This window comes from Bradyrhizobium sp. USDA 4449 (assembly GCF_054056275.1).
On the sequence record NZ_JBSRYD010000001.1, the window covers coordinates 2,242,358 to 2,254,902 of the forward strand.

A 12,545-nucleotide genomic window follows, 5' to 3' on the forward strand; every position below is an offset into this window, starting at 1 on the left:
GGCATCGCAATATCCAGCGATGGGCCAATACAGGACCTTCGCGGAGAACCGACTATTTGGCGCAGCCGGCGATGATCACTTCACCAAGTGGATGGCCGGATGCAGCGTGCCCAGCACTCCGATCACGGCAAAGATCGCAAATCCTAACGCGCTCTCGATGAGCGTGTTGCGTGTGAGCGCTGCAAGCGCGTTGGTATGCGGCTCGGTCTTCGTGACCGATGCGAGTTGAGGCATCAGCCAGAACCGGTTGACTACGGCCAGGCCGACCATGAGCACGAAGACCGCGATCTTGAGGAGCAGCAATTGTCCATAGTCGGTCACGAGCAAAGCGTGGAACGATCCGACGAGAATCCACGCATTCACGATTCCCGATGAGATCAAGGCAGCGACGCTGATCATGCCGAGGATTGAAAACCTGCCAACGGCGTCAAGTTGCACGGGTCCCCACTCGGAAGCCGAACGGCGCCGCCCGACTGCGAACAGAATTGAAAGGCCAGACAGGCCTCCGATCCAGGCCGAGGCGGCGACCAGATGCAGCACGTCGGCGGTGAGGTGCAGACTCCCTAATTCTCCCGGCGTCGAGCCGGCGTGCCCGGTCCAGGCGATGGCCCCGACCAGCCCCAACGCAGCCAGGATCGCAAGCAAACGCGACAGGACAAACTGGTTGACCACCAGCGAGGCCGCCAGCAGGAGCGCCAGCATGGCGCGGACTTCCGAGACCAATCCGAATTGGGTCTCCGTGGCGACGGTGAGCATCGCGCCCGATCTCAACGCGTCTGCGCCGGCAAGGCCCGTCATCGACATGGCCTGAAGGACAAACCAAACGAGACCGGTCACGACTGTGACAGCGAGCCCTGTCCAAGTGAGCGCCGCGATGCGGGCTCGGACCATGGTATGGCCAGCCGGTGACGACCGTAGTGCAGGTTCGACGACGAAGGCACGAAACATCACCACGCCGGCCGTTATCGCCGACGCGGCGAAATGGATTGCACGGGTGACCACCATCGGACCGTCAATCCCCGCCTCGAACCAACTCATCGAATTTCCCGCTGGCGTTACTGGCCGACCTGGAAGGTGAAGTTGCCCTCTGTGGTGTGCGTATCCACGGAAAGCACATGCCAGTTCACACGATAGGTTCCTGCACCCCCGGCACGCAGCGAGATTGACATCTGCTCGCCGCTAACGCGGGGTTTCCCGCTGTCGACGCGCTCACCGGCCGCATTCGTTACAGTGACGCTCGAGAAGGCGGGCTCCAGCTTCTGGGTGAACCAGAGGGTCACCTCTCGCGGGGGGCTTGCGACCTTGTTTCCGACGCGCGGTTCGGCGTGGTCCAGAAAGGCATGCGCCTGCGCGGCGCTGGTTGCCAGCACAAGCAAGAGCGGAGTGATTCCAATCAAAGATGAGCGTTGCATGGTCAATTACCTCGGAAACGGGCTGGCGGGCTGGACCGCGCTGCCGAACAGCGGCTTACCGATCCCATGCGGGTCGATGTCGTCGAGGTAGTAGTGCAGTTGCGCGATGACGCCGACATTGCTGCCGCTCTGCCGGTTGATCGGGATCAGCGCCTCGATGCCGAACTGGAAATAGGTGCCGGCCCAGATCACCCCGGGATTGATGGTGCCCGTCGTCAACCTTCCCGAAGTCAAGGTGTTCGCGACCGGCGTCTGCAAGTTGGCCTCGACCAGCGGGATCAGGTGATTAAGGAAATCCGGCAGGCCGAGATCAACCACGGCGGATTTCAGATAGGGCATGCTGTATTGAATGCTCCCGCCCCAGTTCAGCACTCGCGGGTGGAACTCGGTATCCGCGGTCTGAAAACCGGTGTCGGGATCGATGCCAAAGGTCGTCGTGAAGTTTCTGGCCGGAATCGAATAGCCCACCTGACCGGTGATCGCGACCGGTCTGATCCAGGACAGCGTGTCCGGCAGATCGCCGAGCCCTTTGCCGAAATAGATGTTCGGTACGTAGTGATTGAACGGCTCCGCGCCGACGGTCGAGGACCCGGTCCCGCCCCATTCCACGCTGAGCCCAGCCGACAGCACGAACTCATGCTCGGCGTTCTTGAACACCCGATACTTGAACGTGGTGTCGAGATTCTGGAAGCCGTTGGCTCCGGGCACCGTCGGATCGATCGGACCAAGGAAGGTGTAGGTCGTGCCAAACGATATCGCGAAATCCTCGGTGATCCGTTTGGCGAACTCGCTGGACACGTCGCGCTGCCTGACCGGCGGAACGTCGCCGGTGTGGAAGCTGTCGACGGTCGGTAGCGCCAGCTCGTCATTGACGCCGGGATCGTCGATGGTCAGCGTGGCCGGAAAGAAGCGATTGCCGACGATCTCGTGGGCGGTGCTTCCAGAAAGGGGAACGAGCGCGATGGCGAGCCCTGGCAAGGCTGCACGCGCATGACGGATAAGCATGGGAATCTCCGCAAGCGTTGATGCGTAAAGGTCTCAGCGGCCAGTGGCCGCGCGGCTTTACGACAGAAACGGCGGTGCACGCGCCTGGGCCTCGGAAGCTGTTCTCGAACCGGAAGCGCCCAGCGCGAAATCCTGCCAGGCGACCTGGCTCGTCGGGCGATCGATCACGATCGCGCTTGATATCTGTGTGGTGTCGATCGGCGCGCCGGTCTGGAGCACGCTGCAAGCAGCGCAGCAGCCATCGTGCGCGCGGTGGCCAGTCTGATCGTCCTGCCCGGCCCCGTCTGTCGGACCACCGTGGCAGATGATCGCGTCTGCAACTGGATCGGAGGCCGTAAAGCTCGCCGCCCAGCACGCGCCGATCGGCGCAAAGATCTGCACCAACAGGGCAATCAGGACTATAGGTAGAAAGTTCTTCAGCCGTCGGCGCATCGGTTCACCCTGCGGCAATCTATCGCAACGGAGAGCTGCCGTCGAGGTGAGCGATTCGATAACCCCGCCTACTGTGCATGGGGTTGTTTTCGCGTTTTGTTTTAGGGCCTATCGATTTCCACCAAACAGCCGGTCCATCAGCCAGCCATCAAGCCCGGCAGCCGCTTCCGGCCGTGCATTGACATTGGTGCGCGTCGGCAGCGGCGGCGCGCGATAGCCGCTCGTGCCGACCGGCGCCGGTGCAGGTCCAGGTGAATATCCGGGCGCGGCCGCTGCCTGTATCGGCGGCGACACCTGCGAGGAGACCTGCACGAGGTTCGACGGCGCCCAATTGCTTTGCGGGTTCGGCAGGGCCACCGCCTGCACGCCCTCGTGCGCGGCGCGCATGAAGCGGGTCCAGACTTCGACCGGAAGGCCGCCGCCGGTGGTCTTCTTGGTCGGCGAGTTGTCGTCGTTGCCGAGCCAGACGCCGGTGACGAGGTTCGCGGTGTAGCCGATGAACCAGGCGTCGCGGTAATCCTGGCTGGTGCCGGTCTTGCCGGCCGCCTGCCAGCCCGGGATCTCGGCCTTCTTCGCCGTGCCCGAGATCAGCGTCTCCCGCATCATCGTGTTCATCATGCCGACGTAACGAGGCTCGATCACCTGGCTGTGCTCGTCGGCAGGCCGCATGTAGAGCAGCTTGCCGTCGAGCGTCTTGATCCGCGTCACGACATGCGGCACCGCCGCAAAGCCGCCATTGGCGAACGGCGCATAGGCGCCGACCAGCTCGAGCACGGAGACTTCGGAGGTGCCGAGCGCGATCGAGGCGTTGGGCTCGAGCTTCGAGGATATGCCGAGCCGGTGCGCGGTGCGCACCACGTTCTTCGGCCCGACCTCGAGGCCGAGGCGGATCGCGACGGTGTTGAGCGACATCGCCAGAGCCTGCGTCAGCGTCACCGGGCCGAAATATTCATGCGTGTAGTTCTCGGGCTTCCAGCCCTTGACCTCGATCGGCGCGTCCTGGCGGATGGTGTCGGGCGTCAGGCCCTGCTCCATCGCCGTCAGATAGACGAACGGCTTGAACGAGGAGCCCGGCTGGCGCTTGGCGTTGACCGCGCGATTGTACTGGCTCTCGGAATAGTTCCGCCCGCCGACCATTGCGCGCACCGCCCCGTCGGGCGTCATGGCCACCAGCGCGCCCTGGCTGACATTGAACTTCACGCTCTTGGCCGCAAGCTCGTCGATGATGGCGCTCTCCGCCACGGCCTGGAGCTTCGGATCGATCGTGGTCTCGACCTTGATGCTGTCGTCGATCTGGCCGACCAGATCGTCCAGCACCTCGCCGATCCAGTCGGCGATGTAATTGACGGTGCCGGCGCCGACAGGTTTCACATTGTAGGAGGGATGGCCGATCGAGGCCTGGGCCTGCGCTTCGGTGATGAAGTTGGCGTCCGCCATCGCCGCGAGCACGACTTTTGCGCGCGCTTCCGCGCCTTCCGGATTGCGGTTCGGCGCCAGGCGGGACGGCGATTTGACCAGGCCCGCCAGCATCGCGGCTTCCGCGATCGTGACGTTCTTCGCCGGCTTGCCGAAATATTTCTGCGCGGCGGCCTCGACGCCGTAGGCGCCGGAGCCGAAATAGACGCGATTGAGATAGAGCTCCAGGATCTCGTTCTTGGAGTGCTTGCGCTCGAGCCAGATCGCGAGCTCCGCCTCCTGCAGCTTGCGCTGCACGGTGCGCTCCTGGGTCAGGAACAGGTTCTTGGCGAGCTGCTGCGTCAGCGTCGAGCCGCCCTGCGAGACGCCGCGATGGAGCACGTTGGTGACGAGCGCGCGCAGGATGCCGACGGGGTCGACGCCGAAATGCGAGTAGAAGCGGCGGTCCTCGATCGCGATGAACGCCTTCGGCAGATAGGGCGGCAGGTCCTTCAGCGACACGTTGGCGCCGGCCATCTCGCCGCGCTGCGCGAGCAGGCTGCCGTCCATGCCAACGATCTGGATGGTCGGCGGGCGTTTGGGAATTTCAAGCGACTGGATCGGCGGCAGGTGCGCGCCGACCCAGATCACGACGCCGATCACGGCGATCACGCCCCACAGGCTCAGCACGACGCCCCAATAAACCAGGCGCCCGAGGCCCGCGCTGATGGATGATTTCGACCGGCGCTTCCCGCCGTTGTTTTTGGCCGGTGCCTTGCGCTCGCGCGGCGGCTCGTCGTCGGCAGGTTCGCTTTTGCGCTTGTTGGGCTTTTTCGGCTTGTCGTCGCCGGCGTCGGGAATGCGGTCGGCCGCCGTGAGGCGCAGATCGGCGAGCGCCGCGGGCAGGCCGAACAACGGCTCCTTCCGCCCCCCCTTTTTCTTTGCCGACCCCATACGCAAAACGCCCGGTCACCCCGCCCCGCTCCCACGCTAGCGACCGCTGTTTAAGGCCCGGTTACCCCGTGCTTAATGTCTGGTTAGGAGATGAGGCATTCCCCGGCCGCAGTTCCGCTGGTTCAGCCGCGCAGCTAGGATCGCAGCCACAAAGAAGAGGGAACACGCATGGGCCACGTCGATCCGACCAAGGAAATCTTTGCGCAATTTCGGGACAACGACCGCCCCGGCCCGATCCACATGCTGAACCTGGTGCGGCTGCGCAAGGAGGCGGCCTATCCCGATGGCAGAAAGGCGAGCGGCGCGGAAGCCTATGCGGCCTATGGCCGCGAGAGCGGCCCGGTGTTCACGCGCCTCGGCGGCCGCATCGTCTGGCAAGGCCGGTTCGAGTTGATGCTGATCGGACCGCAAGACGAGCGCTGGGACCACTGCTTCATCGCCGAATATCCCGGCGTTGCCGCCTTCGTCGAGATGATCCGCGACCCTGTCTACCGCGAGGCAGTAAAGCACCGCCAGGCTGCGGTGGAAGACTCCCGGTTGATCCGCCACTCCGTGCTGCCGGTTGGAAAGAATTTTGGAGAGATACCGACCTGAGTCTCGTCATGGCCGGGCTTGACCCCGGGGCATGCAGCCTTCTCCCGCCTCCAAAACGTGGATGCCCGGGACAAGCCCGGGCATGACGTCGTTGTGGCAATGTTTTCGAGAACTAACCCGCCGGGCTCGAATCCTCCAGAATCGGGCCGAACAGCTCCCACCGCTCGCCATTGAACTTCATCATCTGAAGCTGCTTGTTGACGCGATAGTCGGTCGGCGAGGTGTTGGCCTTGATGCCGGGCAACGCGGTGTCGGTCGCAAAGTCCTTCAGTGAAGTGGCCTGCTTCATCACGTTCTCGCGGGTCAGGTCGTCGCCGCACTGCTGCAGCACATGCACCAGCAACTGCGCGGTGCTGTAGCCGTAGGTGTTGAAGTTCGAGTCCTTGTCGCCATCGGGATAGTACTTCGCCATGAAGTCGAAATACTTCTTCAGGCCCGGATCGTCCTTCCAGGTCGGATCGAGTGGTTCCTTGCCGTAGTTGACGCTGATCAGGCCCTTGGCGGCATCAAGGCCCGCCGGCTTCAGCACGGCGCCGACCGAGGTGGCGTTAATGTCGACGATCTGGGTCGGATGCCAGCCCATTTCAGCGATCTTCTTGATCGCCTGCGCAGCCTGCTTCGGCGTTGTCGCGCTGAAGAACAGATCGGCGCCGGCATCCTTGATCTTGAGGATCTGCGAATCGACCGTGGGGTCAGAGACCTCATAGGACGCCTCGGTCACGATCATCTTGGCGGCCTTGTCGCCGAGGCCGGCCTTGAGGCCATTCAGATAGTCCTTGCCGAGGTCGTCGTTCTGATAGAGCACGCCGATCTTGGCGTCCGGATGCTCCTTCAGAATGTACTGACCGTAGATACGGCCTTCGACGAAGTAGTTCGGGTTGAATCCCATGGTCCAGGGGAAGTTCTTCGGATCGGTGAACCTGGAGGCACCGGTCGCCGCAAACAGCTGGGGCACCTTCTTGGAATTGAGATATTTCTGCACGGCCGCGTTCACGGGCGTGCCGATGATCTGGAAGGTCAGGAGCACCTCGTCGCTCTCGACCAGCTTGCGGATCTGCTCCACCGCCTTCGGCGGCGAATAGGCATCGTCATACTGGATCAGATTGATCTTTCGGCCGTTGATGCCGCCCTGGTCGTTGATCATCTTGAAATAGGCGGCCTGGGTCTTGCCGATCGACGAATAGGCCGACGCCGGTCCCGAGAACGGCATGGTCTGTCCGATCTTGATCTCGGTGTCGCTGGCGCCAGGATCGTATTTCTTCTGGGCATTGGCAGCGGAGACCGATAGCGCCAAGGTCAGCGACGCTGCCGTGGCCAGATGCAGGATTCCGTTCCTCATTCGCGATTCCCTCAGCTTGTTATTGCAGACGGTCTGCCGGGCGCACTGTGCCTCCGACGCCATCGCTGGGGGAGAGTGTGGAAGAGTGCCTGCTGCAAGGCAAGGTGGGGAAGCGCTGACCGTTCGTAGGGTGGGACACATCAATCGGACGGTCATTCGATGGCTCAATTAACTTGTTCCTCCTGGCGGAATTTCCGGCCGACGGTCTTTTCCCGCTGGTTACAACGGTCGCTATCGCTGCCGAAGCGTGTGGAGGACGGGCAGGCCGCGCCCGGGGATCGCGGCGTTGCGCCGTCTCAGGGCTTGGGCCGAGAGTTCAGGTTCAGGCCAAGAACAAGGCGGCCAGTGCGATCGCCGCCGGCAGCGCCTGCACGATCAAGATGCGCGGGCTGACGGTCGCCGCACCATAAGCGCCGGCCACGATCACACAGGCGAGGAAGAACAGCTTGATCTGGAATGCGAAGGCCGGGTTGCCGTGGACAACGCCCCAGATCAGGCCGGCGGCGAGGAAGCCGTTATAGAGCCCCTGATTGGCGGCCAGCACTTTGGTGATCGCGGCCTTGTCAGGCGTATTGCGGAATGTCTTCAGGCCAAGCGGCTTGTCCCAAAGGAACATCTCCAGGAGCAAGAAATAGGCGTGCAGCGCGGCGACAAGCGCCACCAGACAATTCGCGACCAGAACCAAGTTGAGCTCCCCCAAAAGCGTCAGCTTTCGGGTGGACCTTAGCATATCAGGCGTGGCAAGTGCGAAACGTGTTTCGCTGCAATGGTGTCGCGATGGCCGCTCGGTCAACCAAAACCCCTGAAAGCTTCGGCCTCGACCGGCTGGTGACGCCGATCGGGATCGCGCTGCTCGTCACCGATAGCGCAGGCGCGTTGCGTGCGCTCGACTGGGATGACCACGAGCACCGCATGCGCGAGCTGTTGCGCCTGCATCATGGCGCCGTGAACCTGCTTGATCGACCTGCGCCGACCGACATGAAGACCGCGCTGTCAGCTTACTTCGAGGGTGATCTCGGTCAGCTCCTGCGCGTCGAATGGCGCATCGCCGGCACGCCATTCCAGCAAAAGGTCTGGACCGCACTCGCGAGGATCCCTGTAGGCACGACGATGAGCTACGGGGCGCTTGCGGCGAAGATCGAAATGCCCAAGGCTATCAGGGCGGTCGGCCACGCCAACGGCTCCAATCCGATCAGCGTGGTGCTGCCCTGCCATCGGCTGATCGGCGCTGATGGCTCGTTGGTGAAATATGGCGGCGGTCTCGAGCGCAAACGCTGGCTGTTGCGGCATGAAGGGGTGGAAGTCTGAGCCGATAGCGCACCAACATCTCTTGGTCGTTCCGGGGTGCGCGAAGCGCGAGCCCGGAAGCCATATCCACCGGCCGGGGCGCCATCCGGCGACGAGTGGAGAAAGATACGCAGCCTACGCCGCCGGCTGAACCGCCTTGTCACCCGCCATCACGTGGGTCAGCGCGCTCTTGATCGCGGCCTGGCGGGTCGGCGCGTTGATCTGCGCGCCCAAGAGGTCCGTGACGTAGAACACGTCGCGGGCACGCTCGCCGAAGGTCGCGACATGGGCTGAGGCGATGTTGAGGTTCAGCTTGGAGATCGCCGTGGTCAGCTCGTAGAGCAGGCCGGGTCGATCGAGGCCGGAGACCTCGATCACGGTGTAGCGATCGGACCATTGGTTGTTGATGGTCACCTCAGGCTCGATCACGAAGGGCTTTGCCTTGCTGCGCACGGTACGCCGCGCCACCACTTCCGGCAGGCGCAGCTTGCCTTCGAGCACATCCTCGATCATCTCGCCGATGCGCGTGGCGCGCCTTCCCTCGTCCTCATCCCGGTCGTATTCCCTGGAGATCGAGATCGTGTCCAGCGCGCGGCCGTCGGTCGTGGTGTAGATCTGGGCGTCGACGATGTTGGCGCCGGCCGAGGCGCAGGCGCCCGCAATGATCGACAGCAGCCAGGGATGGTCGGCGGCGAAGATCGTGAGCTCGGTGACGCCACGCACTTCGTCGAAGCCGACATTGATCGCGAGCTTGTGGCCGGCCTGTTCGCTCGAACGTACGAAGCGCGCGTGGCGGATCTTGCGCGGCAGCTCGACCTTGAGCCAATAGGCCGGATAGTGCCGGCCGATATAGGCGTCGAGCTCGTCCGCCGGCCATTCGGCGAAGGCGTTCCGGAATTCGGCGTAGGCAGCCGTGAGGCGCTTGCCGCGGTCGACCTCCGAGAAGCCGCCGGTCAGCACCGGTTCCGTCTCGTAATACAGCGAACGCAGCAGCTGCGCCTTCCAGCCGTTCCAGACGCCCGGACCGACGCCGCGGATATCTGCGGTGGTCAGGATGGTGAGCAGCTTCATCTGCTCGACCGACTGCACCACGGCAGCAAAGTTCTCGATGGTCTTGCGGTCGGAGAGGTCGCGCGATTGCGCGACCGTCGACATCGTCAGGTGCTCCTCGATCAGCCAGGCCACGAGCTCCGTGTCCGCCGCGCTGAAGCCGAGCCGCGGGCACAGCCGGCGCGCGACCTTGGCGCCCGCGATCGAGTGATCTTCGGGCCGGCCCTTGGCGATGTCGTGCAGCAGCGTCGTGATGTAGATCACCGCGCGATGCTCGGGGCGAATTTTGCGCATCAGATCGCTGGCGAGCGTGAACTCCTCGAAGCCGCCGCGCTCGATGTCCTGGAGGAAACCGACGCAGCGGATCAGATGCTCGTCGACGGTGTAGTGATGATACATGTTGAATTGCATCATCGAGACGATCTTGCCGAAGGCGCGGATGAAATGACCGAGCACGCCGGTCTCGTTCATCCGGCGCAGCACGATCTCGGCGTTGTCGGAGGTCAGGATCTCCATGAACAGCCGGTTGGCCTCGGGATTCTCGCGCATCTGCGCGTTGATCAGCCCGAGCGAGCGCGTCACGTCGCGCATTGCATCGGGATGGAAGGCGAGGTTGTTCTTCTGCGCGAGACGGAAGATGCGGATCAGGTTGACGGGATCGTGCTTGAAGACGTCGGGCGCGGCGACGTTGATGCGGTTGTTGTCGACGATGAAGTCGTCGCTGTCGGGGACGCGCCGCTTTGCCGGCGTCGGGCGCAGGCGCGCCATCATCCGGCTCAGCACCGGTGCGGGCTTGGCCTGCTGGTCCTCGAGCTTGGCGCAGAGGATGGCGGTGAGGTTGCCGACTTCCTTGGCGACGAGGAAGTAGTGCTTCATGAAGCGCTCGACGTCCTGCATGCCGGGATGCGAGGTGTAGCCGAGCCTGACGGCGATCTCGCGCTGGAGGTCGAAGGAAAGGCGCTCTTCGGCCCGGCCGGAGTAGAAATGCAGATTGCAGCGCACCGACCAGAGGAAATCGGCGCAGCGGCGGAAGCTGCGATACTCCTGCGCGTCGAATACGCCGCGCTCGACCAGCTCGTCGGTATCGTGGACGCGATAGACGTATTTCGCGATCCAGAACAAGGTGTGCAGGTCGCGAAGCGCGCCCTTGCCGTCCTTGACGTTGGGCTCGACCAGATAGCGCGACTGGCCGCCGCGGCGGTGACGTTCCTCGCGCTCGGCAAGCTTTGCGGTGACGAATTCGGACGCGGTACCTTGCACCACTTCCTTGTCGAAGCGCGCGACCAGCTCGTCATAAAGCGGCTGGTCGCCGGTGAGAAAGCGCGTCTCCAGGATGGCGGTGCGGATGGTCATGTCGCCGCGCGCCTGCCGGATCGATTCATCGACCGAGCGCGTGGCGTGGCCGACCTTCAATCCCATGTCCCAGAGGCAATAGAGAATGGCTTCGGCGACCTGCTCGCCCCAGGCGGTCTGCTTGTAGGGCAGGATGAACAACAGATCGATATCGGACTCGGGAGCCATCAGGCCGCGGCCATAGCCGCCGGTCGCGACCACCGCCATGCGCTCCGCCCCGGTCGGGATCGGCGACAGATAGAGATGTCGGGTCGCGGCCGAATAGAGGATGCGGATGATCTCGTCCTGCACGTGGCAGAGTCGCTCGGCGCAGCGGCGGCCGTGGCGGTCCTTCAGGAGGATCGCCTGCGCTGCGGCGCGTGCCGCGAGCAGCTCGCTCTTGAGCAGTTGCGCGGTCGCGGTGCGGAACGCGTCCTCGCGCCCCTGGTACTTTTCGGCAAGCGCATCGATCGCGGCGGTGATCCGCGCGGTATCGAAACGATCATCCACCTGTGGCTTGGGCTCGGTCGCAACGCTATCCATGTCTCACCCGATATAAGAGGTGACAGGCGCTGTCATCAGCCATTCTCAGGCAATAGTCGTTCCATGCTGGAAAGGTCGGTCCTCGGGCAAAATTGTTCTCGGGTCGCGCGCTTTCAAGGGGCTGATTTTCCCGTTGACCTCCAGATATAACTCATTGAAAAGCAAAGAAATTCTGAAGGAGTTTGGGCATGAGCAACGTGACACGACGCATTCTTCTGGCGGGAGCCGCGGCCCTCGCCATGACCGCCGCGGCTCGGGCTGCTGATCCGCTCAAGGAGATCCGCATCGATTGGGCGACTTACAATCCAGTGTCGATGGTCCTGAAGCAGAAGGGGCTGCTGGAGAAGGAGTTCGCCAAAGACGGCATCGCCATCACCTGGGTGCAGTCCGCGGGCTCCAACAAGGCGCTCGAATTCCTCAATGCCGGCTCCATCGATTTCGGCTCGACCGCCGGTTCAGCCGCGCTGGTCGCGCGCATCAACGGCAACCCGATCAGGTCGATCTATGTCTATTCGCGTCCGGAATGGACGGCGCTGGTCACGGGCAAGGACTCCAAGATTGCCAGCGTCGCTGACCTGAAGGGCAAGCGGGTCGCAGTGACGCGCGGCACCGATCCGCACATCTTCCTGGTGCGCGCCCTGCTCAGTGCCGGTCTCACTGAAAAGGACATCACGCCGGTGCTGTTGCAGCACGCCGACGGCAAGACCGCGCTCATCCGCGGCGACGTCGATGCGTGGGCCGGTCTTGATCCGATGATGGCGCAGGCCGAGGTCGAGGAGGGCGCGAAGCTGTTCTATCGCAAGGCCGATGCCAACACCTGGGGCATCCTCAATGTGCGCGAGCAGTTCCTGAAGGACTATCCCGACGCCGCCCGCCGCGTGCTCGCGGCGTATGAGGAAGCGCGAAAGTATTCGCTGGCGAATTACGACGAGCTGAAGAAGACCTTCATCGCGGTGACCAAGCTGCCCGATGCGGTCGTTGACAAGCAGCTCAAGGAACGCACCGAGCTCACCCACAGCCGCATCGGCGCGTCCCAGCGCGAGTCGATTCTCGCGGCCGGCCTCGCGCTCCAGCAGGCCGGCGTCGTCGATGCCAAGGTCGACGTGAAGGCGACGCTGGATGCCCTGATCGACGACCAGGTTCCGCTACCGGCGAATTGATCTCTCTTCCTTTCCAGGGGAGGGTAAGAGGCTCCTTGCATT

General features: G+C 63.4%; 11 protein-coding genes. 3 read left to right on the forward strand and 8 right to left on the reverse strand.

Annotation, left to right across the window (positions count from 1 at the left end; translation table 11 throughout):
- Positions 1-75: 75 nt before the first annotated feature.
- The 5 genes from copD to ACVIIW_RS10675 form a co-directional block, all read right to left on the reverse strand.
- On the reverse strand, positions 76-1,038 hold the full coding sequence (gene copD, locus ACVIIW_RS10655) for a copper homeostasis membrane protein CopD (RefSeq protein ID WP_456700695.1): 963 nt from the start codon (positions 1,036-1,038) through the stop codon (positions 76-78).
- Between the two features lie 17 nt (positions 1,039-1,055).
- A complete protein-coding gene (locus ACVIIW_RS10660) occupies positions 1,056-1,412 on the reverse strand; it encodes a copper resistance CopC family protein (protein ID WP_456700696.1) in 357 nt (118 codons plus the stop codon).
- 6 nt (positions 1,413-1,418) lie between these two features.
- Positions 1,419-2,417 carry a hypothetical protein gene (locus tag ACVIIW_RS10665; protein ID WP_456700697.1) on the reverse strand — a complete coding sequence of 333 codons (999 nt, stop codon included), beginning with the start codon at positions 2,415-2,417 and terminating at the stop codon, positions 1,419-1,421.
- 57 nt (positions 2,418-2,474) lie between these two features.
- Positions 2,475-2,849, reverse strand: a complete 375-nt coding sequence (locus tag ACVIIW_RS10670; RefSeq protein WP_456700698.1) for a DUF2946 domain-containing protein — start codon at positions 2,847-2,849, stop codon at positions 2,475-2,477.
- Positions 2,850-2,957: 108 nt separating this feature from the next.
- On the reverse strand, positions 2,958-5,198 hold the full coding sequence (locus tag ACVIIW_RS10675; protein WP_456700699.1) for a transglycosylase domain-containing protein: 2,241 nt from the start codon (positions 5,196-5,198) through the stop codon (positions 2,958-2,960).
- 168 nt (positions 5,199-5,366) lie between these two features.
- Here ACVIIW_RS10675 and ACVIIW_RS10680 point away from each other — a divergent pair, with 168 nt between their 5' ends.
- Complete coding sequence (locus tag ACVIIW_RS10680; protein WP_456700700.1) at positions 5,367-5,792, forward strand: DUF1330 domain-containing protein; 426 nt, start codon at positions 5,367-5,369, stop codon at positions 5,790-5,792.
- Positions 5,793-5,904: 112 nt separating this feature from the next.
- On the opposite strand, the gene ACVIIW_RS10685 is transcribed toward ACVIIW_RS10680, so the two are convergent.
- Both ACVIIW_RS10685 and ACVIIW_RS10690 read right to left on the reverse strand, forming a co-directional pair.
- Positions 5,905-7,131 (reverse strand): ABC transporter substrate-binding protein, encoded by a 1,227-nt coding sequence (locus tag ACVIIW_RS10685; RefSeq protein ID WP_456700701.1) that lies wholly within the window; start codon positions 7,129-7,131, stop codon positions 5,905-5,907.
- A gap of 322 nt (positions 7,132-7,453) precedes the next feature.
- Positions 7,454-7,861, reverse strand: coding sequence for a DUF1304 domain-containing protein (locus ACVIIW_RS10690; RefSeq protein WP_456700702.1), 408 nt, complete (start codon positions 7,859-7,861; stop codon positions 7,454-7,456).
- Between the two features lie 47 nt (positions 7,862-7,908).
- Between ACVIIW_RS10690 and ACVIIW_RS10695 the strand changes: the two genes are divergently transcribed.
- A complete protein-coding gene (locus ACVIIW_RS10695) occupies positions 7,909-8,439 on the forward strand; it encodes a methylated-DNA--[protein]-cysteine S-methyltransferase (protein ID WP_456700703.1) in 531 nt (176 codons plus the stop codon).
- Positions 8,440-8,553: 114 nt separating this feature from the next.
- Here ACVIIW_RS10695 and ACVIIW_RS10700 read toward each other — a convergent pair whose 3' ends face one another.
- Positions 8,554-11,343 (reverse strand): [protein-PII] uridylyltransferase, encoded by a 2,790-nt coding sequence (locus ACVIIW_RS10700; protein WP_456700704.1) that lies wholly within the window; start codon positions 11,341-11,343, stop codon positions 8,554-8,556.
- A 188-nt stretch (positions 11,344-11,531) separates the two neighbouring features.
- Between ACVIIW_RS10700 and ACVIIW_RS10705 the strand changes: the two genes are divergently transcribed.
- A complete protein-coding gene (locus ACVIIW_RS10705) occupies positions 11,532-12,503 on the forward strand; it encodes an aliphatic sulfonate ABC transporter substrate-binding protein (RefSeq protein ID WP_456700705.1) in 972 nt (323 codons plus the stop codon).
- Positions 12,504-12,545: the final 42 nt, after the last annotated feature.